Raw genomic sequence first — 25174 nt, forward strand, 5'->3', positions numbered from 1 at the left:
CAGGTGATAACATGTTGGATCCACTTGATATTTTAACGAACATTGATGATGTCCTTCCATATTACCAGGCGATTTTTAGTGCCGAGGAGCAGAAGGTTGTCGGATATGAGGTGCTTGGACGAATTTTGGCAGATTCAGAAATCCAAAGTCTCGGGCCCTTCTTTTTAGATGCGGGGATACCCGAAGAATATAAACTAGAGGTTGATAACAGAATTATCCGCCAGGCTCTTGACCGCTTTTTAGAGGCGGATTCTGATCTGCTGATTTTTATGAATCAGGATGCCAATCTGCTGATGCTGGATCATGGTGAAAGCTTTCTGGAGCTTCTGAAAGAATATGAAGCGAAAGGAATCGAACTCCACCGTTTTGTTCTTGAAATTACAGAGCACAATTTTGAAGGGGATATTGAGCAGCTCTACCATATGCTTGCATACTATCGTACATACGGAATTAAAATCGCAGTTGACAACATCGGAAAAGAAAGCAGCAACTTGGACAGAATCGCGCTGCTCTCACCAGATCTGTTAAAAATCGATTTGCAGGCGCTGAAAGTGTCACAGCCGTCACCGTCATATGAGCATGTGCTGTACAGCATATCTTTATTAGCAAGAAAAATCGGTGCGGCGCTATTGTATGAAGACATTGAGGCGAACTTCCAGCTACAGTACGCCTGGAGAAACGGAGGCCGTTATTTTCAGGGCTATTACTTGGTGTCTCCATCTGAAACGTTTCTAGAGAGAGATGTATTGAAACAAAGACTTAAAACTGAATTTCACCAATTTATCACACATGAGAAAAAGAAACTGGAGACCGTCTATGAGCACTCTGAACAGTTTTACAAACGAGTGCATCAGGCTGTGACCTCTTTGAGAAAAAACAATCTGTCTTCTGATGATGACTTTATTAAAAAGCTGGCGGAAGAGCTGACAGATTGCAGCTTCAGGATTTACATGTGTGATGAAGAAGGCGATCAGCTGACGGGAAATGTGTTTAAGCAAGATGGAGAATGGATTTATCAGCCGGAATATGCGGAAAAGAACTGGAGCTGGCGCCCTTATTTTCTGGAGAACATTATGAGAATGAGAAATCTCAGAAAAGGTTTTTTCAGTGATCTGTACAGTGATTTGGAAACAGGTGAAATGATCAGAACGTTTTCATATCCGATGGATGATCAGATGTATTTATTTATAGACTTGCCTTATTCTTATTTATATGAGCAGGACGGACTGATTTAACGGCTGAAAGGCCGTTTTTTTTTATGAATTGAAAAAAATATCAAAAAACGATTGACATTGATACTGAGAATCATTATCATTTAATTATAGAGAGAAGCTACTCTCTGTTCCCCAACCCCTCTATCAGATCAAGATCCGAAAAAACTTGGCGCTACCCCCGCCAAGTTTTTTATTTGTCAAAGCATAGGACAATCCAATGAAACAATAAACCTAACTAGTGGTAAACGTTTAACACAGGGAGAAACATTGAGTGCCGAACACCCCTGACACTGCTGCACGGGTGTTCAGTTCCGTTGTTTACCTCTATCCAGCATGACTCCCATTGATTATGGCCACGCGGAACTTCACCATAACATTCAAAAGAAGGTTTTGACAAAGTTGCAAAAAGGCATTCTTAATGCTGCCAAAGATTCGAAAAAAATTATAATTGTGTGCATGACATTCAAAAAAAGCCTCAAACTAAAGAAAAATAGTTTTTTTCACTTTTTTTCTTTGCTTAAATTCAGCAGTGAAAATGCCATCCTGTCCGACTTTATGGTATGATGCTCAATAGAACTTGTATTATAATAAATACTTGTTGATTTGAAGTTGCTTTTTGAAAGGAGTCTTTTTTTAGAATGTCACAATTAATGGGTATCATCACACGGCTGCAAAGTCTGCAAGAAACAGCGGAAGCGGCTAACGAGCCAATGCAGCGTTATTTCGAAGTGAATGGTGAGAAAATATGCAGTGTTAAATATTTCGAAAAAAATCAAACGTTTGAACTGACGGTTTTCCAAAAAGGTGAAAAACCTAACACATATCCGTTTGATAATATCGACATGGTTTCCATCGAAATCTTTGAACTTCTTCAGTAAGATTCCTGAAATAGGGGGAACAAGCTTCCGCCTTTGCAAAAGTAATCGAAATAAACGGTAAGGAACATACTTGTTTCATGGTTGTAAATCCTTGAAAAGGAGTGTCGTGATGGCTGATTCTTTTCTGTTTTATAATCTTTCAGAAGCACAGATGACCTTTCAAGATGTGATGGAACGGCTTAAAGCCTTTGTTCAAAAGGACCCCCGTTCTTCTTATGTGTTATCGATCGGAACCGATTCACAGGTTTACCGCGATTACACAAAGTTTATTACCGCATTGCATTTGCATCGTACAGGCAAGGGAGCTTGGGGCTGCTTGAAAAATCATACAGTCGACAGACCCATACATAGCCTTCGGGAGAAGATTTCGTTAGAAACGGCGTACAGCCAAGAAACGGCCGCTCATATTCTTGATGGACACTTAATGGATATTACCGATCTGCTCCTGCCCTTTACCGGTGAGGGGGCGGATCTTATCTTTGAAGTTCACTTGGATATTGGGAAAAAAGGGCTTACAAAAGATCTGATCCAAGAAATGACTGGACGTATTACCTCCATGGGGATTGAGGCCAAAATAAAGCCGGATTCATACACTGCCTTCAGCTATGCAAATCGTTTCACAAAATAATTTGGCTGAAAAAGCCAAGGTAAATGTCGAATTATGCGGTTGACGTTTGTTATCTGATTACTTATTCTAGCGGTAGAGCTGAAAGTAAGTTGTCTTGCTTTCAGAGGTATTCAGTATAAAACAGGGGGCCTGATTGCGAATGAGTCTTATCGGTGAACGATTTACAGAAGAAGAACAAAAACTTCTGCTGAATATCCTGATCAACCATGAGTATGCCATCGAGCTATTAAGCAGTGAGATCAACGATATAGAGACAGGGACCAAAAACGTTGACGGAACCACCTACAAAAAACTTGTAACGCTATACGACCGATTTCGATTTGAAAATTAATGGGACACCCTATAATTGATACTCCACAAAGAGTATCTTTTTTATTGAAAGGAAACTTTTCGACAAATACTGATAAAGTTTATATTATTGCAATATAGGGAATGTATTGATGATGAAAATGAAAAGGGGTCGAAAACATGATAAGCTTACAATCAGATCAACTTCTTGAGGCAACAGTCGGACAATTTATGATTGAGGCGGACAAAGTAGCGCACGTGCAAGTCGGAAATAACCTTGAGCACGCATTATTAGTATTGACAAAAACCGGATACACAGCCATCCCGGTTCTGGATCCTTCCTACCGTTTACATGGCTTAATCGGGACAAATATGATCATGAACAGTATTTTTGGACTTGAGCGAATTGAGTTTGAAAAGCTTGACCAAATCACTGTTGAGGAAGTCATGCTGACCGACATTCCGCGCCTTCATATCAATGATCCGATTATGAAGGGATTCGGCATGGTCATTAATAACGGATTTGTCTGTGTTGAAAATGACGAGCAGGTATTTGAAGGGATTTTTACGAGAAGAGTCGTTTTAAAGGAATTGAATAAGCATATACGCTCGTTGAATAAGTAGGCTGTACGGCCTATTTTTATTATATAGCCAGAGTGAAAAAGAAAGCGCATACATAATTTAAACGAGAATAGGGCTTGAATAAGAAACTAAGATTTTATTAGAATGGGAGATAAGAAAAACTTATTGATAACAAAAAGGAGGACGACATGCAGCTTCAAGAGCTTCATATGCTCGTAGTTTTAGCTGAGGAATTAAATATGAGAAAGGCGGCAGAACGGCTTTTTGTATCTCAGCCGGCTTTATCTCAGCGCTTACAAACCATTGAAAAGGCGTGGGGAACAAAAATCTTTTTAAGATCCCAAAAAGGATTAACGGTAACGCCCGCCGGTGAGAAAATCATTCAGTTTGCGAATGATGTGACATTAGAGCAGGAAAGAATAAGAGAAAATATTGACGAGCTTGAAGGTGAAATTCACGGCACATTGAAGCTTGCCGTCGCCTCCATAATCGGTCAGCATTGGCTCCCTAAAGTCCTGAAGACGTATGTGGAAAAGTATCCGAATGCAAAGATCTCGCTCATAACCGGGTGGAGCAGCGAAATGCTGAAAAGCTTGTATGAGGATCAGGTTCATATCGGCATTATAAGAGGCAACCCTGAGTGGAAGGGGCGCAAAGATTACTTAATGACAGATCATCTGTATTTAGTGGATACTGAAATTTCCTGCATCGAAGATATTGCCCATACAGAACGGCCGTTTATCCAGTTTAAAAGTGACAGCACTTATTTTCAGGAAATTCAGCACTGGTGGCATCAAAAATTTAAAACGTCACCGAAACAGACGATATTGGTTGATCAGATTGAAACGTGCAAACAGATGGCGCTGCACGGAATCGGGTATGCCATTTTGCCGTCTGTTACCCTTCAAAATGAAGATAAAGTGAATAAAATGCCTCTTTTAGACATGAAAGGGCATCCGATCGGTCGGGATACATGGTTATTAGGCTATGAGCCTGCCTTTGAACTGAAACAAGTCCAAGCTTTTGTACAAGTGATAAAGGATATGCTGGATCAAGAAAATCCATTTTAAAGACAGCGAGGTGCTGTCTTTTTTTATTTATCTGTTGACAATGAAAATCATTATCATTTAAAGTGATACATATGATATTGAAAATCATTATCAATTAATGGGGTGATAACATGGCTAAAGCCTTGATTACATATGCCAGCATGTCAGGAAATACAGAAGACATTGCCTTCATAATAAAAGATACGCTTCAGGAATATGAGTTGGATATCGATTGTGTCGAGATAGATGATGTGGATGTGTCTTGTTTAACCTCCTATGATTATGTACTGATTGGCACCTATACATGGGGGGACGGCGATTTGCCCTACGAAGCGGAGGATTTTTTCGAAGAGGCCAAACAGCTTCAGCTTAATGGTTTAAAAACAGCCTGCTTCGGGTCTGGCGATTATTCTTATCCAAAGTTTTGCGAAGCGGTGAATTTGTTCAATGCCATGCTGCAAGAGGCGGGAGCTGCTGTTTACCAGGAAACACTAAAAATTGAATTAGGGCCTGAAACAGATGAAGATGTGGAAAGCTGCCGAGCGTTTGCGAGAGGTTTTCTTGCATGGGCAGATTATATGAACAAGGAAAAAAGCCATGTTTCATAAAGGAGCAACTGCTGTTACGGCATCGGCGTTTTCTGGATATTTTGTGGCGGTACAAGGAGAAGGCATTTTTCATTATTCTTTGGAGCAGGGCTGGAGAAAGCTTTTTCGTTTGAAAAGTAAGATACACTGTATCAGCTACATAGGGCCTTACTTATTTGGCGTTGGTGAAAAGGGAACAGTCATTCGTTCGGCTGATGAAGGGAAAACCTGGACGATGTCGAGCTTTCCGACAAATGCAACAGTGTGGGCGATTACCGGCAGAAACAACGGGTTTGTCTGCGCCCACGGTAAGCATTGTATTTATGTATCGGATGATTTTGGTGTCTCATGGCGCGTAGTCAAACCTTTTGCCGAATTTCATAATCCCCCTGTTATCCGGTCGCTATGCCTTCACGGGGGCAATCTTTTTATCGGCACGCAAATACACGAATATTTTGGCGGTATTTGGGCTTACGACATTAAGCGTGACACTGTCCAAGTTGTCAAAAAAGAAAAAAACCGGATGACGGCATCCATGCTCGTGTTCAATGAACATTGGCTGGTGGCGGCGATGGGTTCTGTGAAAGGAAAGCACGGTGCTGTCACTGTACGGAATCTTTTGAATGGTGAAGAATTTATCATTCAATCCAGTATGATCAGAAAAGAAGAGTCATTTCTTGATCTTTCAGAGGATGATGGCATTATATATGTCACTACAACACAAGATGAAAACGGTTTTTCGAGAATTTACCAGGCTGATCTCGAAGCCCGGTCGTTAAAATGGTTCGATACCATTAAGGGACATGGATGGAGAGTGGCCAATCAGAAAGAGAATTTCTTTTGCGCAGGCTTGTATGAATGTAAATTTGTCCAGCCGTACGAAGTTTCAGCAATGATTCATTAGAGGAGGAACAAGGAATTGGCGAAGATTTTGCTCGTTTATGCAACAATGTCAGGCAACACTGAAGCTATGGCAGATTTGATTGAAAAGGGGCTTCAGGAGGCGGAAGCAGAAGTAGACCGTTTCGAAGCAATGGATATTGATGATGCCCAGCTGTTTACCGATTATGACCATATCATAATGGGAACCTATACATGGGGAGACGGAGATCTGCCTGATGAATTTTTAGATCTGGCTGAAGACATGGATGAGATTGATTTTTCCGGCAAAACATGCGCTGTATTCGGTTCCGGTGATACAGCATATGAATTTTTCTGCGGAGCGGTTGATACGCTAGAGGCAAAAATAAAAGAACGCGGTGGAGACATTGTGCTGCCTTCGGTAAAAATCGAAAATAATCCAGAAGGTGAAGAAGAGGAAGAATTAATAAACTTTGGGAGACAATTCGCAAAGAAAAGCGGATGCGCTGTCTGATCACTCACTGGGAACTGCTAAAACGGCTGTTCCTTTTTTTCTTGTCTTTGTATCTTTCCTTTGATACAGTAATGAGGTAGAAAATCAGGAGGAGGACTATACATATGAAAATGATGGATGCAAATGAAATTATTTCATTTATTCAAAATAGTACAAAATCAACACCTGTAAAGGTTTACGTGAAAGGTGAGCTGGAAGGAATCAATTTCGGCGAATCTGCGAAAGCTTTTATCAACGGAAACACTGGTGTCGTTTTCGGTGAGTGGAGCGAAATCCAAACAGCAATCGAAGAAAACCAAAGCAAAATCGAAGACTATGTGGTTGAAAATGACCGCCGCAATTCTGCGATCCCAATGCTTGATCTTAAAAACATCAAAGCGCGTATCGAGCCGGGCGCGATCATCCGCGACCAAGTTGAAATCGGTGATAACGCAGTCATCATGATGGGTGCTTCTATTAATATCGGTTCAGTCATCGGCGAAGGCACAATGATTGATATGAATGTTGTGCTTGGCGGACGAGCTACTGTCGGAAAAAACTGCCATATCGGCGCGGGTTCTGTACTTGCGGGCGTTATTGAGCCGCCATCCGCTAAACCGGTTGTGATTGAAGACGACGTCGTAATCGGCGCAAATGCTGTTGTGCTTGAAGGTGTAACAGTAGGTAAAGGAGCTGTTGTTGCTGCGGGAGCGATCGTGGTAAACGACGTTGAGCCATACACTGTCGTTGCAGGCACACCAGCTAAAAAAATCAAAGACATTGATGAAAAAACAAAAGGCAAAACTGAAATCAAGCAGGAATTACGCCAGCTGTAAGGAAAAGTTTGATAAAAAAGGCGTGGATAATATATCCACGCCTTATTCGTATAGGCAGGAGGAATAGAAATGAAGAAAGAGGAGCTCATCGCAATTCGCAGAGATCTGCATCGTATACCGGAGCTTGGATTTCAGGAGTTCAAAACCCAGCAGTATTTATTAAATGTCTTGGAACAATATCCGCAAGACAGAATTGAAATTGAGAAATGGCGAACAGGGCTTTTTGTAAAAGTGAACGGGACGGCGCCGGAAAAAATGCTGGCGTACAGAGCGGATATCGATGCGCTTTCTATAGAAGAGCAAACTGGTCTTCCATTCGCATCAGAGCATCACGGCAACATGCACGCCTGCGGTCACGATTTGCATATGACGATTGCACTCGGCATTATTGATCATTTTGTTCACCACCCAGTCAAACATGATTTGCTTTTTCTGTTTCAGCCGGCAGAGGAAGGGCCTGGCGGTGCGGAACCAATGCTTGAGAGCGATGTATTAAAAAAGTGGCAGCCTGATTTCATCACTGCGCTTCATATTGCTCCAGAGCTTCCGGTAGGCACCATTGCGACAAAAAGCGGCCTTCTATTTGCGAATACATCAGAGCTAGTCATCGATCTGGAAGGCAGAGGGGGACATGCGGCATATCCGCATTTGGCTGAGGATATGGTTGTAGCAGCAAGTACACTTGTCACCCAGTTGCAAACGATTATCTCTAGAAACACAGATCCGCTAGACAGTGCTGTTATTACAGTTGGTACCATTACCGGAGGCTCGGCACAAAATATCATTGCGGAAACGGCCCACCTGGAAGGCACGATCCGCACGCTTTCTGAAGAATCGATGAAACAGGTAAAGGAACGGATTGAAGATGTAGTGAAAGGAATCGAAATCGGATTCCGCTGCAAAGGAAAAGTGACATATCCGTCTGTATATCACCAAGTTTACAATACGAGCGGATTAACAGAAGAATTTATGTCTTTTGTTGCTGAACATCAACTGGCGACAGTAATTGAAGCAAAAGAAGCAATGACTGGAGAGGATTTTGGCTACATGCTGAAAAAATATCCCGGCTTCATGTTCTGGCTCGGCGCTGATTCTGAACATGGGCTTCATCATGCTAAGCTGAATCCCGATGAAAATGCGATAGAAACAGCGGTTAATGTCATGACAGGTTATTTTTCTGTTTATGCCAATTAAGTACAAATGAAAGAATAAAATTCCATAAAATGAGCACTCTAGTAAACGGAGGTGTTCAAAAATGGCTAAAAAAATTGGAATTGAACAATCATTATCAGATGTAGAAGCTGCTTTAAAAGAAAAAGGATATGACGTTGTAATGATGAAAAGCCCTGCTGATGCTCAAGGCTGTGACTGCTGTGTCGTAACAGGTCTTGATAATAATGTGCAAGGGATAGCCGATACGGTAACACAAGCACCTGTCATTACAGCTTCCGGGATGACGGCTGAAGAAATTTGCAGCGAAGTTGAAAGCAGAATTCAGTAATATAAAAACCGAAGCAAAAAGCTTCGGTTCTTTTATTTATTCTGTTTCTTTAGGGAAAGCGCGGTCGAACGCGTTCTTTATTTCTTTTCTCAACACTCGTTCGACTCGCCACTGTTCCATATTTTCTGTTTTGGCAATGACCCTGATTACAATTTCAGAAGTCCCCAGTTCTTGAATCCCGATGACATTTGGGCCTTCTTTTATTTGTGGAAGAGCCGCTGCCGTTTCATCACAAACCTGCTGTAAAATATGAATCATTTCATCAATATTTCTTTCAGCCGGCACTTTAATGTCAACAAGAGCCTGCATGGTACCACGAGAATGATTGCTCACGTTTGTGATGTTTCTGTTGGGGATGTAATGCAGTGTTCCGTCAAAGCTGCGGATTTGAGTTGTCCTTAAGCCAACCTGCTCGACAATTCCGTCAAAAGTGGAAACGGTAATATAATCTCCGACATCCAATTGTTTCTCAAGCAAAATAAAAAAACCTGTCACGATATCACTGACAAGCCCTTGGGCGCCAAATCCGACAGCCAGGCCGACGATTCCTGCCCCCGCTAAAAGAGCGCTTGGATCATAATGAAACAAATCTAGAACCATGACGAAAAATATGAAAATCAATGTATAAGCAAATATGTTAAGAGTCAGGCTTCGGAGCGTATGTGCACGTCCGATAGACAAGCTATTCTGCTCCTCGAATTTTGCAAACAGATGTTTAATGATTTTCATGCCTAATGATCGAACGATAAAATAGAGCAATATCATAATGGCGAGTTTAATGAGCAGAACACCGGCATTTGTAATCAGTCCCGCCCAATCATATTGTTTAATAAAGTCCATGTTGAGCTCCTTTTCTAATTGATTGCTGCACATTGAGACTAGTTACCCTGTACATGACCATGTTAAACGTTTTATTCAAAAATGTCGAAGCCAAAGACATACATGATTTGTTAAAAATTGACTCAGGAAATCTGCTTTTATATAATGGTATTGCAATATAACTAAAAATGGTTAATCACCCTTTATTTTCATGCGATTTTGACCTTTAAGCCAAACAATAAATTGGAGGGATACATATGGCAGAACGTATGGTAGGTAAACAAGCTCCTCGTTTTGAAATGGAAGCAGTCCTTGCAAGCAAAGAATTCGGCAAAGTAAGTCTTGAGGAAAACATGAAAAACGACAAATGGACAGTGCTGTTCTTCTATCCAATGGATTTCACTTTTGTTTGTCCGACAGAAATTACAGCAATGTCTGACCGCTATGACGAGTTCGAAGATCTTGATGCAGAAGTCATCGGGGTTTCAACTGATACCATCCATACTCATTTAGCTTGGATCAATACAGACCGCAAAGAAAACGGTCTTGGCCAGCTGAAATACCCGCTTGCTGCTGATACAAACCATGAGGTATCCCGGGAATATGGCGTTTTAATCGAAGAAGAAGGTGTGGCTTTGCGCGGATTGTTTATTATTAATCCTGAAGGGGAGCTTCAATATCAAACTGTTTTCCATAACAATATTGGGCGTGATGTTGATGAAACGCTTCGTGTTCTCCAGGCGCTGCAAACTGGCGGACTCTGTCCGGCTAACTGGAAACCAGGCCAAAAAACACTTTAATTCTTTCCAAGAACGAAAAGCGGTCTAGCATATTCGTTAGGCCACTCTGTTAAATAGGAGGGAAAAAGCAATGAAATTACGTCAGCCCATGCCGGAATTGACGGGAGAAAAAGCTTGGTTAAATGGTGAAGTGACGAGAGAGCAATTGATTGGGGAAAAGCCGACGCTTATTCATTTCTGGTCCATCAGCTGCCACTTGTGCAAAGAAGCGATGCCGCAAGTGAATGAATTTCGTGATAAATATAAAGATCAGCTGAATGTTGTAGCTGTGCATATGCCCCGTTCCGAAGATGATCTTGACCTTGGTAAAATTAAAGAAACAGCCGCTGAACACGATATCACTCAGCCGATTTTTGTTGACAGTGACCATGCTTTAACCGATGCATTTGAAAATGAATATGTGCCTGCATATTATGTGTTTGACAAAATAGGACAGCTCCGTCACTTCCAAGCCGGCGGGAGCGGTATGAAAATGCTTGAAAAACGTGTGAACCGCGTTCTGGCTGAAACGGAATAGATATCTGGCTAAATAGTATTTCCTAAAAACCTGATCTCATCAGGTTTTTTATTTGTGCAAAAAGCAATGGAAGAAGAGTAAGAAGCTTATTTTTCCAAATTTGGGTATAGGAATTGATGATTTGTTTGATTGATACGCTAAAAAACACAGCTAATTTTTGATGTTTTTCCTCAATTTTAGATAAATCTCATATCTCATAACTCGAAAATTGTAGATATTACACTAAATTTCTTTAAAGAAGTAAGTAAAATATATATTTTCAACATTATACCAAATAAACTAGAAAGACCCTTGACCCCTTGAGAATAAAGGACTCTTTTGAAAAATAAAACTTTTTCAGAAAATAAGGAATTTTTCATAGAGTAAATATAATAGTAAAATGCTAAAATAATAGTTGATAAAATTACTTTTGTAATCTAATATCTTAATTAAAGATGTTAATTTTGATAGGGGGTACATTGAGGAATGTTTAATGAAAGAGAAGCTTTGCGCTTGCGGTTAGAACAATTAAATGAAGCTGAAGTGAAAGTCATTCGTGAATATCAAATTGAACGTGATAAAATATACGCAAAATTAAGAGAGCTGGACAGAAATGGAAGCCCTTCCGAAATCAAAAAGGATTTCCGTTCTGAAAAAAAACCTGACTCTCTGCCGGTTCTCGCTGAGCTTGCGGCTCAGGAAATCAGAAGCTATCAGCCGCAATCACAGCAGCAGTCTGTTCAGCCTCAGCTTCAATCTATTTCCTCTCTTCCTGCCGGTATACCAGACGGAACAACACGAAGAAGAAGAGGAACGGCAAGACCGGGATCAAAAGCAGCTAAGCTGCGTGAAGCTGCTATTAAAACATTAAAACGCCACAACGCGGCGATTAAGAGCTCGGAGCTTCAAAAAGAGATTGAAAAAGAAAGCGGTCTTGAAATCCCTAATATGACAACGTTTATGCAAAGCTTAATTAAAATGTACCCGGAAGTGAAAAAGCCATATCGCGGGCAGTACATTTTAGAGGGTGAAATCGAATCTGCAGAATCAGCAAATGAATAAATATAAAGAAAAACTGCTTGGCATCGCTCAAGCAGTTTTTTTATTGAGGTTTTTTCTGTGAAGGTTTGTTTTCTTTTTCAAGATTAAGCTTATACACCCACTTTTGATAAGGCTTTTCTTCAGCGGCTCTGTTTTTCAGCTCTTCGATTGTATGGCTCTTGGCCTGGTCTGATGATTGGGCGTGGGCAAGCTGTTTTTGAAGCACATGTATCTGTTTGGTGACATCTTCAAGGATGGTCTCTACATGATTTGGCTGCGCGTAGACCGCTGGAGCTTCTTCTTCCGTTTTTTCTTTTTGTTTCGTGCCGCCATCAATATCGGCAAAATGAGAAGCAATCCAGGCATCGCTTTCATCAAGCTGCCGTTTATACGATATAATAGTTTCGTGAAATAATTTTTCTTTCGTTTTTTCTATGTCTAGCAGTCTTTCTTTCGTTTCTATGATTCGATCTTTCATATGATCAACTTCTATTTTAATATGTTTTAGCTGATATTCTTTTTCTACCATTTGCTCTTTTAGACGCCCGTTTTCGGCTTTTATCAATTCGGCTTGCTGTTTTGCCTGAAGCAGTGCATTTTGTTCCTGCTCAATTGAGGCTTGAAGTTCGCTGATCCGTTTATGAAGATTTTTATTTTCTTCTTCGATTTTGACTTTAGCAATATGAAGTTTATGTTTTTCTTCGATTTCGGCTCTGCGTTTATAGGTTTCAGCAGATAGAAGCTCCTGCAAAACAACGATTTTATCAAGCAGTTCAGCTCTTATTTGGTGCAGGGTTTGGCTGGTGTGGGAGGCATGTTTTTCTTTTGTTGACATATGTGTTAATTCGGCAGACAGCTGCTGGAGCTTTTCTTTCATATCGTTATTTTCTTTGAGCAGTTTGTTATTTTTCTGATGAAAGTAGCTTGCTTCAAGTTCAGAAATCAGCTTATGGCACCTTGAAAGCTCGGATTTTAAATAAAGGTTCTCCTGAGACACGTCGTGGAAAAAAGGACCTGATCTTTTCATTCGAACCATCTCCCTCATGATGTTAACACTACAATATGCAAATACTGAACAGCTATTCCTCTTTAATAAACAGACAAGCAGTAGCGTTGAGCCTTTGCTTTTGCTATGCTTTTAACGAAACTAGAGGTGAGATGATATGAAGCATGTAAACGTACTGCTGGCAGGGGGAGCCTCGCGGCGATTTGGAGAACCGAAGGCGTTTGTCAAATGGAAGGGCAGGATGCTTTACGAATGCGCTAAAGAGGCACTTGGAGAACAAACGGTTATCATCAGCCGTCCCGAATTTATTGATAGATTTCAAGAAAACGGTGAAAATGAAGTGTATCAAGACGCTGAGCCATTTCAAGGCATGGGGCCATTGGCTGGTATATATACCGCTTTTAAAAAGACAGACGGTGATCTTTATACTGTTCTTTCCTGTGACACACCGCTGATACAAAGAAGGACGATGCTGGAGCTCAAACGTCTGATGACTGCCGGTGCGGACGCGGTAGTCCCAATTTCAGACGGACAAGTGCAGCCATTGATTGCGATTTACCACAAACGTATCATGCCAGTTCTATACGATCAGCTTTCTGAGAAGAGGTTGAGGATATCAGATTTATTAGGCAGAATTTCGGTTTGTTACGTACAGGCTGAAAATATCGGAGCAAACCAGGCAGAGTTTATCAACATTAATACACGTGATGATTTTAGCTGTTTGGAAGAAAAATCGAACTCCCTCAAGCGGGACTGACGGGGCAATAACATGATAAGATGACATAAAAGATAAGGAGAACAGGTTTGATGGAGGAACGTTATTCACGGCAAATCAGATTTAAGCAAATTGGGGAAGAGGGCCAGAAAAGACTGGCAGACAGCCATGTGCTGATTGTCGGAGCGGGAGCGCTCGGCACTGCAGGAGCTGAAGGGCTTTCGAGAGCGGGAGTCGGTACTATTACCATTATTGACCGTGACTATGTGGAGTGGAGCAATCTTCAAAGGCAGCAGCTTTATACAGAAAGCGATGCCAAACTCCGCATGCCGAAAGCCATGGCTGCCAAAGAACATCTATCAGCGATTAACAGCGAGATACATATTGAGGCGTATGTTACCGAAGGAACAGCCGAAACGCTTGAGCCGCTCATTGAAAAAGCAGATGTCGTGATCGACGCGACAGATAATTTTGAAACCCGAATGCTGATAAACGACCTTGCCCAGAAAACAAAGACACCTTGGGTCTATGGCGCCTGTGTAAGCAGCCAGGGAATGTTCATGACAGTCATTCCCGGAGAAACCCCTTGTCTGTCTTGTTTGTTTGAGCAAATTCCTGTCGGCGGGGCGACGTGTGATACTGCCGGCATTATTCCGCCTGCTGTGCATATCGTTTCAGCATATCAGCAGGCTGAGGCATTTAAGCTGTTAACCGGCCAAATAGAAGCAATACAGCGGGGGTTTGTGACATTTGATGTCTGGAACAATTCGCATATGAAGATTAACGTTAATCATGTACGCCGTGAGGATTGCCCATCTTGCGGAGCAAATGCGGTATATCCTTATCTTCAGGATTGGAATACACCAAAAGCTGCTGTATTATGCGGCCGTGATACAGTGCAGGTAAGGTCAGAATCATTAAAAAGAATCCCGAAACAGGAGCTCATTAAGCGGCTGAAAACAATCGGCAAGGTCGAGGCTAATGCGTTTTTGCTGCATATTTTTTACGAGGATTTCAGAATTGTCATTTTCAATGACGGACGGGCACTGGTGCATGGAACAAATGATGTGAAAGAAGCCAACTCCGTGTTGGCAAGAGTGATTGGACTGTAACAACAGGAGGGGTCAGAATGCTGGAGAAAAGAACACCGATACCGGTAGACGAGGCAGTTCGGCGTGTCTGCCATTTTCAAAAACAAGGTGAAACAGAATGGGTGGCGCTTGAAGACAGCCTTCATCGGTTTTTAGCCGAAGATATAACTGCGGATCACCACGTCCCTGCGTTTGACCGTTCACCATACGATGGTTTTGCTGTCAGAGCGTGCGATACGGCAGATGCATCACGTGAAAACCCAGTTCGGTTTGAAGTTATTGACCATATTGGAGCTGGGGCAGTATCTGAAAAAGAACTTGGCCCGTTTCAGGCCGTGCGGATTATGACTGGTGCGCAAATCCCTGAAGGGGCAGATGCAGTCGTCATGATTGAACTGACTCAAACCTTTGAGGAGAATGGGAAGTCATTTATGTCTTTAAAACGCCGCTTTCAGACGGGGGATAATATTTCAAAAACAGGTGAGGACGCTCAAAAAGGGAGTGTTTTACTGAGAAAGGGTACCCGGGTGACACCAGGAGTGACGGCTCTTTTGGCAACCTTCGGATACGCATCTGTGCCTGTCGTGAGAAAGCCTGTAGTCGGGATTATCGCAACCGGTACCGAATTGCTGAATGTCAGTGATCCGCTGGAACCGGGAAAAATCCGCAACAGCAATGCGAGTATGGTATATGCGCAAGCGATAGAAGCAGGCGCAACACCGCTTTATTTAGGGAAAATCTCTGATGAACTGGATAAAAGCTTTGCTGCAGTTAAAGAAGCGATGAAAAAGGTGGACTTCCTGATCACAACTGGCGGTGTGTCAGTCGGTGACTTTGACTTTTTGCCTGCGATCTATGAAAAACTCGGAGCGGACGTGCTGTTTAATAAAGTTGCCATGCGCCCGGGCAGCGTGACAACGGTGGCGCATGCAAACGATATGCTGCTGTTTGGCCTTTCAGGTAATCCGTCAGCATGCTATGTCGGTTTTGAACTGTTTGTCAAACCGATAATCCAGACATGGCTGCACAATGAAACACCGCATTCGATTTGTGCGGAAGCTGTTTTGACCAAGGATTTTCCGAAGCCGAACCCATTTACCCGATTTGTTCGTGCGCTCGTGCAACATCAGGAAGGGAAGCTGTTGGCGACACCCGTCGGATTAGATAAGTCGAGCTCCGTCACATCACTTGCAGATGCCAATGCATTTATTATCCTGCCGGGCGGCACGCGAGGCTACGAAACTGGCAGAACGGTTCAAGTGCTGCTCATCAGAGAAGAGAATGGAAGTGAATGGCCTTGGTCCGTCCTTTCCCGATCGTCCAAGTTGTAGGATTTCAAAACAGCGGGAAAACAACGTTTATTGAGCGCATTCTTGAAAAAGCCTCTGAACAGGGAGTCCATTTGGGCTGCCTGAAGCATCATGGTCACGGCGGTGAACCGCAAACGCTCACGGAAGGAAAAGACACGGACCGTTACAAGGCGGCAGGTGCTGATGTGACAGCGGTAGAAGGTGCTGGTGTGTTACAGCTGACTGCCCGCCGCAATTGGAATTTGGCACGGCTGATCGAGTTATACCAATTTCTCGAAACAGACTGTCTTCTGATTGAAGGCTTTAAAAAAGCCCCTTATCCTAAAGTGGTTATCCTAAGTGAAAAGGAAGATCTGGAAGCGCTGCAAGCAGTAAATATAATCGCCATCATCTATAGAAAAAAAGAGCATATGACAGAGCATCAGGGATTACCCGTTTTTCATGCGGATGATCCGGTTGCCGTGGATTTTGTGCTTTCACAGCTGAAGGGGGAATCTGCATAATGGAACGGTTTGAGATTACGAAAACACCCATTAATACTGAAGACATCATCAAAAAAGTGGAGAAACGGGAAGCAGGAGCCATTACGACATTTATTGGTACGGTTCGGGAATGGACAAACGGAAAAAGAACGGTTCGGCTTGAATATGAGGCATATGAACCGATGGCCGTGCAAATGCTTGCTCAAATCGGCGCTGAAATCGAAGAAAAATGGGAAGGTGCCTCAGCTGCGATCACGCACCGTATAGGTGTGCTCGATATCGGTGAAGCAGCGGTAGTGATTGCTGTATCTTCTCCCCATCGAAAAGCCGCATATGAAGCCAATGAGTATGCGATTGAACGCATTAAACAGATTGTGCCGATTTGGAAAAAAGAAATTTGGGAAGACGGTGAGCAATGGATCGGCGACCAGCTAGAAACGACAGCTTATCCGAACGGAAAACCAGACCTAAGCGAGGGAGAGCAGCATGATTAAAATTCTTTTATTTGCAGGGCTTGCTGAACAGGCCGGTACACAAGCAATAGAAATAGATATGGAACAAGCAACCACAGATGAAATAAAAGCGAGTCTAAAAGAACAATACGGTCTTGAATCTATTGATACGGCTATGATTGCCGTTAACGAAAGCTATGTAAAAGAAAATACCTCTGTATCTTCGGGTGACACGGTAGCCATCATACCGCCGGTCAGCGGGGGATGAAAACCGGACGGCATTTCAGCCGTCCGGTTTTTCTGTATTTCATTGGCATATCCCCAAGTATCCTCAGCATACAATGATTTTCTGTAAGCGTTTATTCTACATATGTTACTCCCTATAAAGTAAGAGACTCACTCCATAATTAGACTGAAATTTTGAAAAATAATAGAAATTTATTTCGGGTATCGATATAGTGAAGATGAGAAATGTTGGAAAGGTGCTGGATATGGAGACATTTAAAAGATTAAAAATGTATTATTGGCCGTACAGAAAAGTGTTTATGTGGTCGCTTCTAGCCATGCTTTTGATGACTGCAATTACTGTCGTTTATCCGATTATCCTGCAAATTACGATTGATGAGATCGTGCTTGGAAGGCAGTATCAGCTTGCGGCGTGGGTCAGCTTAGGATTTATTGCGGTAATGGTTTTGAAAGGAACGGCTACCTTTTTTCATCAGTATTTAGGTGATATGTTCGGGATCAAATCCGTTTATCGGCTGAGAAATGGTCTGTATGAAAAACTGCAGCGGCTTTCTTTTTCTTACTATGATAACGCGAAAACAGGAGATTTGATGTCCAGGCTGACTGCTGATGTTGAAGGGCTTCGTTTTTTCTTATCATACGGTCTCGCTGAGCTCATTCGCTTCGGCCTGCTGGTAGCCATCAGCCTGTCGGTTATGTTTTACTATTCTGTTCCTCTCACGCTTGTGACAATAGCTGTTCTGCCATTTCTCGCGGTTGCGGTATACCGGTTTGACAAAAGAGTCCATCCCGCCTTCAGAGGCATCCGCAAATCGTTTGCGAAACTCAATACAAAAGTCCAGGAAAATATCAGCGGCATTAATACGGTTAAATCTCTTTCCAGGGAAGATTTTCAGATCAGCACTTTCAATAAAGCCAATGCAGAATACAGGGCGCAGTATTTACAAACATCATCCATCTGGTCTGCGTATTTCCCTTTAATGGAGTTCATTGGTAACATTTGTATTGTAGCTCTCCTCTCATACGGCGGTTACTTGGTTATGCAAAATCAGCTCAATCCCGGCGAGCTTGTTGCTTTCTTCAGCCTTGTCAATTATATGATGTGGCCGATTATGAACTTAGGTTTTGTCATCAATATGTTCTCTCAAGCAAAAGCGTCAGGGGAACGCCTGCTCGACATTCTGGAAAAAGAAGAAGACATTACAGATCATCCTCATGCTTTGTATAAACAAAAATTAACCGGAGATGTCCATTTCAAAAATGTTTCTCTTGCATACGGAAAAGAACAAACAAACGCGCTGTGCAATGTAAGCTTTGAGGCAAACAGCGGGAAGGTAATCGGACTGTTGGGCCCGACAGGTTCAGGCAAAAGCTCAGTGACACAGCTTCTCACCAGATTTTACAGTCCTGTTGGCGGAATGATTACCATTGATCACAAACCAATCACAGATTATTCGTTAAAAACCCTTCGCTCCAATATCGGGGTCGTACTTCAAGAATCCTTCCTGTTTTCATCTACGATTAGATCAAATATTTCGTATGGGCGGCCGGATGCCTCAATGGAAGACGTCATCGAAGCGGCAAAAAGGGCGCAGGCTCATAACTTTATTATGGAGCTTCCTGATGGGTATGACACCATGCTGGGAGAGAGGGGAATGGGGCTTTCCGGCGGGCAGAAACAGCGAATTGCCATTGCGAGAGCCATCTGCTTGAACCCGAGCATTTTAATATTGGATGATGCCACAAGTGCAGTAGATATGCAAACGGAGCACAGCATACAGCTTGCCTTAAAAGAAGTCATGAAAAACCGCACAACCTTTATCGTCGCTCACCGCATTTCTTCACTGAAACACGCCGATGAAATTCTCGTTTTTAATAAAGGACGCATTCGTGAAAGGGGAACACATCATGAGCTTCTTGAAAAAGGCGGCTACTATAAAAAGATTTACGATTTGCAATACCGTGATGTCAAAATGATTAATGAGCCGCATGAGGTCGGATAGGGAGGGGCCAAATGAAACAAGCGAAAAAACAGGGGATTTTAGAGCGTTTCTATTACTCTTCAGATGAAATCATTGAAAAGCCGTTTAACTGGGCTCAAATGTGGCGGCTGCTGAGCTATGTCAAACCATATCGAAAAACAATTTTGCCGCTTTCTTTTCTCACCGTATTAATTGGCACTGCTGTGAAGCTTGTGATCCCCATTCTGATCGGCGTTTATGTTCTTGATCAAGCGATTACAGGGAGAAACTCGGAGCTGCTGATTCAGCTCATTTTTATTATTAGCGGTTTATATGTCCTCAATTACGCCGCCAATGTGTTAAGAATCAGGTGGATGAATCAGCTTGGCCAGCATGTCATTTACGATTTGCGACAGCATTTATTTACCCATGTGCAGCGCTTATCCCATCGATTTTTTGATCAGCGGTCGGCGGGATCGATCTTAGTCAGGATCATGAATGATATTAACTCTCTTCAGGAGCTCTTTACAAGCGGAGTCATCAATTTGTTGACCGACTTGCTGCTTCTGGCCGGCGTGATTATCATTTTGTTTACGCTGAGCCCTGAGCTGACTATAGCCATCATGGTGACATTGCCGATTATGTTTTTTATTTCAACAAGTCTCAGAAAAAAAATACGCCGATCCTGGCAAACGGTACGGCTGAAGCAATCGAAGCTCAACTCTCATCTAAATGAAAGCATTCAGGGCATCCGGGTCACACAGGCATTTACGCAGGAAGAAGAAAACATGGCGTATTTTGACGGTGTCAATCAGGAGAACTTCGAATCTTGGCGGGAAGCAACTAGAAAAAATGCCATGTTCCTTCCGCTGGTAGAAATGACGAATGCGATTGGGACGGCTGTCTTGATTTGGTATGGAGCCACACTCATCATGAATGAAACCATCACGATTGGCGTCTTCGTTTCTTTTGCTTTCTATCTGGGAATGTTTTGGGAACCTATTTCGAGACTGGGTCAGGTCTATAATCAGCTGTTAATGGGAATGGCATCATCAGAACGGATTTTTGAGTTTCTGGACGAACAGCCAAATGTCAAGGAGAAGCCCAATGCCATTCATAATGAAAAGATAAATGGGGAGATCAGTTTTGAAGAGGTTGAATTTTCGTATGATGAAAAACGAAAAGCCCTTCACGCCGTTTCTTTCTCTATTCCGGCGGGCTCGACGCTTGCGCTTGTCGGGCATACAGGGAGCGGGAAGACGACGATTGCCAATTTAATCAGCCGTTTTTATGATGCGACCGGAGGCACCATTAAAATAGACGGTATACCGATTAAGGATCTTTCCCTTGCCAGTCTGCGCTCTCAAATCAGCATTGTCCTGCAAGATACATTTATTTTCTCTGGGACCATCATGGAAAATATTCGTTTTGGAAGGCCAAATGCTTCGGATGAAGAGGTGATGAAAGCGTCCCAAGCGGTCGGAGCGGATGAGTTTATTTCCGATTTAGCGGAAGGATACGCAACAGAGGTGGAGGAAAGGGGCAGCGTACTGTCTGCCGGTCAGCGTCAGCTCATTTCCTTTGCAAGAGCATTGCTCGCCGATCCGGCTATTATCATCCTTGACGAAGCAACGGCAAGCATTGATACAGAGACAGAAGTAAAAATTCAGCAAGCGTTAAAAACGCTTCTGAAAGGGCGTACAGCAGTGATGATCGCTCACAGATTATCTACGATCCGCGACGCCGACCGCATCATTGTTCTTGATCACGGCAGGAAAATAGAAGAAGGGAACCATGATCAGCTGCTCGCTAAAGGAGGCATTTATGCCGGGCTTGTGAAAGCGCAATACAGCACAGCGATAGAATAATATGAAAAGCCTTCAATATTGAAGGCTTTTGGAAATTTATTAGAAAAACATGAAACTTTTTGATATCCTTCCCGTACTATTTGTTAGATATTCTCAAGGAGGTTTTGAAATGGAAACGAATGTAGAAAAAAACAGCGGAACGGCGACTGAAAAGCCTTCACTTTTAGGAGTAATCACAAGTCCGTCCGTTCAATTTGAAAGAATAAGAGAAAGGCCGGCTGTATGGGGACCGCTTTTGATTGTTGCAGCAATTATCATCGTCGGTGCCGTGCTGCAATCACTCGGTACGGATTATAGTGAGCTTTTGAAAAGCCAGGATACGCAAGGGCTATCTGCTGAACAAATGGAAACTGTCGCAACAATAACCAAAGTTGGCGGAATGGTAGGCGCTATTATCGGCGGTATCGCAGCATTATTTATTGCCCCTCTTATTTATTGGCTCTGTGTAAAAGTATCAGGCGGTGTTACGACATATAAAAAAATGCTTTCTCTCGGTCTGTTTGTCTCTTTGATTAGCAGTCTCGGATTATTGGTTAATGGAATCGTTGCTTTTACGACTGACGTGAATCCTCTTTACAGCACGACGTCACTGGCAGGGATTATCCCATCTGACGGGGCTCTTGCCAGCGTGTTAAATACCTTTGAAATTTTCAGCATCTGGAGCTTTGTATTATTAGCAATCGGACTTCACAAAACGGGAGGCATCTCCAAAAAAGCCGGATGGATTTCAGCAATCATTCTATTCGGAATTTTAGTTGTATTTTCGCTCTTTTCAGGTTTAATCAATTCTGTGGCGGGTGCATAAGCTCATGAAAAAAGTCTGGATCGGAATTGGAATCGCAGTTATAGTCGCTCTTTTTATTGGAATCAATATATACCGGTCTGCCGCTCCGACAAGCGGCAGCGCCGGCAAGGAGATACAGACGGGGAGCGTTGAAGAAAATGAAATCTCGTCAACGGTTATGGTTCCTGGCACGCTAAAATTTTCAAATGAACAGTATGTCTTTTATGAAGCGGATAAAGGGACATTAGAAGACATTAAAGTAAAGGAAGGCGATAAAGTTAAAAAGGGCACGCCTTTAGTCACCTATACAAATGAGCAGCTGAGCCTGGAAAAAGAACAGAACCAGTTAACGTCTGAATCCAACCGGCTTCAAATTGACCAAATTCAAGAAAAGTTAAAAGCCTTAGACAGCAAAGAAAGAGAACTGGAAAAACAGGTAGGAAAGAAAGAAGCAGAAAAACAAATCGAATCTGAACGGACAGAGCTTCAAATGCAGAAAAAAACAGCGGAGATCGAATTAAAACAAACCGAGCTTCAGCGGCAGTCACTTGCCAACCGGGTGTCAGATTTAGAAGTGAAAAGCGAAATTGAAGGCACCGTTATTTCTGTCAACCAAGAAGCGGCATCCAAAAAGTCAGATATTCAAGAGCCTGTCATACATATCGGCAACCCAAAAGACCTTGTCGTCTCAGGGAAATTGTCTGAATACGATACATTGAAAGTCAAAAAAGGCCAGAAGGTCACACTCACTTCAGATGTAATACAGGGTAAAACATGGAAAGGTACGGTTTCCGCAGTCGGGCTTGTTCCGGATCAGCAGGAGAGCGCTGCTGCACAAGGAACAGAACAGGCGGTCCAATACCCGCTTCAAGTGAAAATAAAAGGAAATCTTCCAGAAGGAAAGCCAGGCTTTAAATTTATCATGAATATTGAAACAGATAAACGGAAAGCAAATACGCTTCCTTCAAAGGCAGTCAAAAAAGAAGATGACCAATATTATGTGTATACAGTAAAAGACGGAAAAGCAAAGCGAGTTGATGTCAAAATCGGCGAAGTGACAGATGACCTGACAGAAATTAAAGAGGGGCTTTCCCAAGATGATCAAGTCATTTTGAATCCATCTGATCAGGTGACTGACGGAATGGAAGTGAAATCCTAAATGATTCAGCTTTCTAATGTGCGAAAAAGCTACCAGATCGGAAAGGAAACGTTTGATGTTCTCCATTCTATTGATTTGGACATTCATCAAGGTGAATATGTCTCGATTATGGGGCCGTCAGGATCAGGAAAATCGACGATCATGAATATTATCGGCTGTCTTGATCGGCCGACTTCCGGTACATATCAATTGGACGGCGAAGACATTTCTTCATATAAAGATAAAGAACTGGCGGCAGTCCGTAACCGGTCCATCGGTTTTGTTTTTCAGCAATTTCAGCTTCTTCCGCGGCTGAACGCAAAAAAAAATGTCGAGCTGCCGATGATTTATTCCGGGATAGGCAAAAAGGAACGTCAAGAGCGAGCTGAGAGAGCATTGGAAAAGGTCGGGTTAGCCGATCGAATGCTCCACATGCCCAACGAGCTGTCGGGCGGGCAGAAGCAGCGGGTGGCGATTGCGAGGGCGATCGTGAATGAGCCGAAATTGATTTTAGCTGATGAACCGACCGGCGCCCTGGATACGAAAACAAGCGAGGCGATTATGGATCAGTTTACAGCATTAAATGCCGAGGGAACGACAATCGTTCTGGTTACTCACGAGCCTGAAGTAGCAGATTGCACGAATCGGATCGTCATGGTGCGTGACGGAAACATTGTTCCTGCCAGCTCCGGACAAAGGAGTGTGGGAGAATGAGCCTGTTAGAAAACATCAGAATGGCTCTAAGCTCTGTTCTTGCCCATAAAATGCGTTCGATCTTAACGATGCTCGGCATTATCATTGGTGTAGGCTCTGTCATTGTTGTCGTTGCGGTAGGACAGGGCGGCGAGCAAATGCTGAAGCAGTCGATCAGCGGTCCGGGAAATACTGTGGAGCTGTACTATATGCCTAGCGACGAGGAGCTTGCAAGCAACCCGAACGCCGCAGCTGAATCTACGTTTACAGAAAACGATATTAAAGGTTTAAAAGGAATAGAAGGCATTAAACAAGTCGTTGCTTCGACTTCTGAAAGTATGACAGCGCGTTATCACGAAGAAGAAACCGATGCTACGGTTAACGGAATAAATGATGGATACATGAATGTCAATTCTTTAGAAATCGAAAGCGGCAGAACATTTACCGACAATGACTTTCTCGCGGGGAATAGAGCCGGAATCATCTCTCAAAAGATGGCTGAAGAACTGTTCGATAAAACCTCCCCTTTAGGTGAAGTTGTCTGGATAAACGGACAGCCCGTTGAAATTATCGGCGTGCTGAAAAAAGAAACAGGCTTGCTTTCTTTCGGTTTAAGTGAAATGTATGTGCCATTTAATATGATGAAATCCTCTTTTGGCACAAGTGATTTCAGTAACGTATCATTGCAGGTCGAATCAGCAGACGACATAAAATCGGCTGGAAAAGAAGCGGCACAGCTGGTAAATGACAATCATGGCACAGAGGATTCGTATCAAGTGATGAACATGGAAGAGATTGCGGCCGGAATTGGCAAAGTAACGGCAATTATGACGACGATTATCGGCTCAATTGCAGGTATTTCCCTTTTGGTCGGCGGAATCGGTGTCATGAATATCATGCTCGTATCAGTCACAGAACGGACGCGGGAAATTGGAATCAGAAAATCACTTGGTGCGACGAGAGGACAGATTCTGACTCAGTTTTTAATTGAATCAGTCGTATTGACGCTGATTGGCGGACTGATTGGAATTGGGATCGGATACGGAGGGGCCGGGCTTGTTTCAGCCATTGCGGGCTGGCCGTCACTCATATCCTGGCAGGTTGTATGCGGGGGCGTGCTGTTCAGTATGCTCATTGGTGTTATTTTCGGCATGCTTCCTGCAAATAAAGCCGCAAAGCTTGATCCCATTGAAGCGCTGCGTTATGAGTAGCCTCATGCAACATGCATGAGGTTTTTTTATGTTTAGTGATTTCTACTATGAATATAAAAGACTTTTTTCATTAAAATAAGAAGAAAATGTCGTACAATTGTCCTTATTTTTGTCGAATTTACAGTTTACAAACCCTATAGACAT

Annotated in this window: 29 protein-coding genes; 27 read left to right on the forward strand and 2 right to left on the reverse strand. The window is 42.8% G+C overall.

The window, feature by feature from the left end; translation table 11 throughout:
- Positions 1 to 11 precede the first annotated feature (11 nt).
- The 12 genes from ACFVP7_RS08270 (at position 12) to ACFVP7_RS08325 (ending at position 8917) form a co-directional block, all read left to right on the forward strand.
- Positions 12 to 1235 (forward strand): EAL-associated domain-containing protein, encoded by a 1224-nt coding sequence (locus ACFVP7_RS08270; protein ID WP_003232391.1) that lies wholly within the window; start codon positions 12 to 14, stop codon positions 1233 to 1235.
- Positions 1236 to 1852: 617 nt separating this feature from the next.
- A complete protein-coding gene (locus ACFVP7_RS08275) occupies positions 1853 to 2092 on the forward strand; it encodes a YkuJ family protein (RefSeq protein WP_003218671.1) in 240 nt (79 codons plus the stop codon).
- A 109-nt stretch (positions 2093 to 2201) separates the two neighbouring features.
- On the forward strand, positions 2202 to 2720 hold the full coding sequence (locus ACFVP7_RS08280) for a ribonuclease H-like YkuK family protein (RefSeq protein ID WP_021479388.1): 519 nt from the start codon (positions 2202 to 2204) through the stop codon (positions 2718 to 2720).
- A gap of 133 nt (positions 2721 to 2853) precedes the next feature.
- A complete protein-coding gene (gene abbA, locus ACFVP7_RS08285) occupies positions 2854 to 3051 on the forward strand; it encodes an AbrB antirepressor AbbA (RefSeq protein WP_010886502.1) in 198 nt (65 codons plus the stop codon).
- A 137-nt stretch (positions 3052 to 3188) separates the two neighbouring features.
- The gene (gene cbpB, locus ACFVP7_RS08290; RefSeq protein WP_003218674.1) at positions 3189 to 3632 is read left to right on the forward strand and encodes a cyclic-di-AMP-binding protein CbpB; all 444 of its coding nucleotides are present in this window, start codon (positions 3189 to 3191) and stop codon (positions 3630 to 3632) included.
- Between the two features lie 146 nt (positions 3633 to 3778).
- Entirely contained in the window at positions 3779 to 4660 is an 882-nt protein-coding gene (ccpC, locus tag ACFVP7_RS08295; RefSeq protein ID WP_003232387.1) for a transcriptional regulator CcpC, read from the forward strand.
- A 110-nt stretch (positions 4661 to 4770) separates the two neighbouring features.
- Complete coding sequence (locus ACFVP7_RS08300; protein WP_198878749.1) at positions 4771 to 5247, forward strand: flavodoxin; 477 nt, start codon at positions 4771 to 4773, stop codon at positions 5245 to 5247.
- Complete coding sequence (locus tag ACFVP7_RS08305) at positions 5237 to 6130, forward strand: hypothetical protein (protein ID WP_077670689.1); 894 nt, start codon at positions 5237 to 5239, stop codon at positions 6128 to 6130. Before ACFVP7_RS08300 ends, ACFVP7_RS08305 begins: the two co-directional genes overlap by 11 nt.
- A gap of 15 nt (positions 6131 to 6145) precedes the next feature.
- Positions 6146 to 6601 (forward strand): flavodoxin, encoded by a 456-nt coding sequence (locus ACFVP7_RS08310; RefSeq protein WP_032721472.1) that lies wholly within the window; start codon positions 6146 to 6148, stop codon positions 6599 to 6601.
- A 104-nt stretch (positions 6602 to 6705) separates the two neighbouring features.
- Complete coding sequence (dapD, locus tag ACFVP7_RS08315; RefSeq protein ID WP_003218680.1) at positions 6706 to 7416, forward strand: 2,3,4,5-tetrahydropyridine-2,6-dicarboxylate N-acetyltransferase; 711 nt, start codon at positions 6706 to 6708, stop codon at positions 7414 to 7416.
- Between the two features lie 69 nt (positions 7417 to 7485).
- The gene (locus ACFVP7_RS08320; RefSeq protein WP_106073886.1) at positions 7486 to 8610 is read left to right on the forward strand and encodes an N-acetyldiaminopimelate deacetylase; all 1125 of its coding nucleotides are present in this window, start codon (positions 7486 to 7488) and stop codon (positions 8608 to 8610) included.
- Between the two features lie 61 nt (positions 8611 to 8671).
- Positions 8672 to 8917: a YkuS family protein gene (locus tag ACFVP7_RS08325; RefSeq protein ID WP_003232382.1), complete on the forward strand. Its 246-nt coding sequence runs from the start codon at positions 8672 to 8674 to the stop codon at positions 8915 to 8917.
- 36 nt (positions 8918 to 8953) lie between these two features.
- Here the strand turns inward: ACFVP7_RS08325 and mscT are convergent, their stop codons facing one another.
- Positions 8954 to 9757 carry a small-conductance mechanosensitive channel protein MscT gene (gene mscT / locus ACFVP7_RS08330; RefSeq protein ID WP_003244994.1) on the reverse strand — a complete coding sequence of 268 codons (804 nt, stop codon included), beginning with the start codon at positions 9755 to 9757 and terminating at the stop codon, positions 8954 to 8956.
- Between the two features lie 236 nt (positions 9758 to 9993).
- Here mscT and ahpA point away from each other — a divergent pair, with 236 nt between their 5' ends.
- The 3 genes from ahpA (at position 9994) to rok (ending at position 12094) form a co-directional block, all read left to right on the forward strand.
- On the forward strand, positions 9994 to 10536 hold the full coding sequence (gene ahpA, locus ACFVP7_RS08335; protein ID WP_003245371.1) for a biofilm-specific peroxidase AhpA: 543 nt from the start codon (positions 9994 to 9996) through the stop codon (positions 10534 to 10536).
- A gap of 70 nt (positions 10537 to 10606) precedes the next feature.
- Positions 10607 to 11053 carry a thiol-disulfide oxidoreductase YkuV gene (gene ykuV, locus ACFVP7_RS08340; protein ID WP_024571971.1) on the forward strand — a complete coding sequence of 149 codons (447 nt, stop codon included), beginning with the start codon at positions 10607 to 10609 and terminating at the stop codon, positions 11051 to 11053.
- 465 nt (positions 11054 to 11518) lie between these two features.
- The gene (gene rok, locus ACFVP7_RS08345; RefSeq protein WP_003232378.1) at positions 11519 to 12094 is read left to right on the forward strand and encodes a transcriptional regulator Rok; all 576 of its coding nucleotides are present in this window, start codon (positions 11519 to 11521) and stop codon (positions 12092 to 12094) included.
- A 40-nt stretch (positions 12095 to 12134) separates the two neighbouring features.
- Here the strand turns inward: rok and cse15 are convergent, their stop codons facing one another.
- Positions 12135 to 13100 carry a spore protein Cse15 gene (gene cse15 / locus ACFVP7_RS08350; protein WP_024571970.1) on the reverse strand — a complete coding sequence of 322 codons (966 nt, stop codon included), beginning with the start codon at positions 13098 to 13100 and terminating at the stop codon, positions 12135 to 12137.
- A gap of 136 nt (positions 13101 to 13236) precedes the next feature.
- On the opposite strand from cse15, the gene ACFVP7_RS08355 reads away from it, so the two are divergent.
- From ACFVP7_RS08355 to skiZ, 12 genes are all read left to right on the forward strand, one after another.
- Positions 13237 to 13836: a molybdenum cofactor guanylyltransferase gene (locus tag ACFVP7_RS08355; protein ID WP_338733571.1), complete on the forward strand. Its 600-nt coding sequence runs from the start codon at positions 13237 to 13239 to the stop codon at positions 13834 to 13836.
- A 50-nt stretch (positions 13837 to 13886) separates the two neighbouring features.
- A complete protein-coding gene (locus tag ACFVP7_RS08360) occupies positions 13887 to 14906 on the forward strand; it encodes a molybdopterin-synthase adenylyltransferase MoeB (RefSeq protein ID WP_017696813.1) in 1020 nt (339 codons plus the stop codon).
- Positions 14907 to 14923: 17 nt separating this feature from the next.
- Positions 14924 to 16216 carry a gephyrin-like molybdotransferase Glp gene (glp, locus tag ACFVP7_RS08365; RefSeq protein ID WP_124059810.1) on the forward strand — a complete coding sequence of 431 codons (1293 nt, stop codon included), beginning with the start codon at positions 14924 to 14926 and terminating at the stop codon, positions 16214 to 16216.
- Positions 16177 to 16698, forward strand: coding sequence for a molybdopterin-guanine dinucleotide biosynthesis protein B (mobB, locus tag ACFVP7_RS08370; RefSeq protein WP_338733576.1), 522 nt, complete (start codon positions 16177 to 16179; stop codon positions 16696 to 16698). Before glp ends, mobB begins: the two co-directional genes overlap by 40 nt.
- A complete protein-coding gene (locus tag ACFVP7_RS08375) occupies positions 16698 to 17171 on the forward strand; it encodes a molybdenum cofactor biosynthesis protein MoaE (protein WP_015715811.1) in 474 nt (157 codons plus the stop codon). The genes mobB and ACFVP7_RS08375 overlap by 1 nt, the downstream gene beginning before the upstream one ends.
- Positions 17164 to 17397 carry a molybdopterin converting factor subunit 1 gene (moaD, locus tag ACFVP7_RS08380; protein ID WP_003232366.1) on the forward strand — a complete coding sequence of 78 codons (234 nt, stop codon included), beginning with the start codon at positions 17164 to 17166 and terminating at the stop codon, positions 17395 to 17397. Before ACFVP7_RS08375 ends, moaD begins: the two co-directional genes overlap by 8 nt.
- Positions 17398 to 17620: 223 nt before the next feature.
- Entirely contained in the window at positions 17621 to 19378 is a 1758-nt protein-coding gene (locus ACFVP7_RS08385) for an ABC transporter ATP-binding protein (protein ID WP_124059812.1), read from the forward strand.
- 11 nt (positions 19379 to 19389) lie between these two features.
- Positions 19390 to 21204, forward strand: coding sequence for an ABC transporter ATP-binding protein (locus tag ACFVP7_RS08390; protein ID WP_338733580.1), 1815 nt, complete (start codon positions 19390 to 19392; stop codon positions 21202 to 21204).
- Between the two features lie 109 nt (positions 21205 to 21313).
- Positions 21314 to 22009, forward strand: coding sequence for a toxin SDP protection protein YknW (gene yknW / locus ACFVP7_RS08395; RefSeq protein WP_130572305.1), 696 nt, complete (start codon positions 21314 to 21316; stop codon positions 22007 to 22009).
- 4 nt (positions 22010 to 22013) lie between these two features.
- The gene (locus ACFVP7_RS08400) at positions 22014 to 23147 is read left to right on the forward strand and encodes an efflux RND transporter periplasmic adaptor subunit (protein ID WP_338733584.1); all 1134 of its coding nucleotides are present in this window, start codon (positions 22014 to 22016) and stop codon (positions 23145 to 23147) included.
- Complete coding sequence (gene yknY, locus ACFVP7_RS08405) at positions 23148 to 23840, forward strand: ABC transporter ATP-binding protein YknY (RefSeq protein WP_003232356.1); 693 nt, start codon at positions 23148 to 23150, stop codon at positions 23838 to 23840. It abuts the gene before it with no gap.
- Positions 23837 to 25030, forward strand: a complete 1194-nt coding sequence (gene skiZ / locus ACFVP7_RS08410) for a sporulation-delaying-protein transporter subunit SkiZ (protein ID WP_338733587.1) — start codon at positions 23837 to 23839, stop codon at positions 25028 to 25030. Before yknY ends, skiZ begins: the two co-directional genes overlap by 4 nt.
- Positions 25031 to 25174: the final 144 nt, after the last annotated feature.

The sequence above is a fragment of the Bacillus sp. SG20033 genome, from assembly GCF_044570195.1.
Taxonomy (GTDB): Bacteria; Bacillota; Bacilli; order Bacillales; family Bacillaceae; genus Bacillus; species Bacillus subtilis.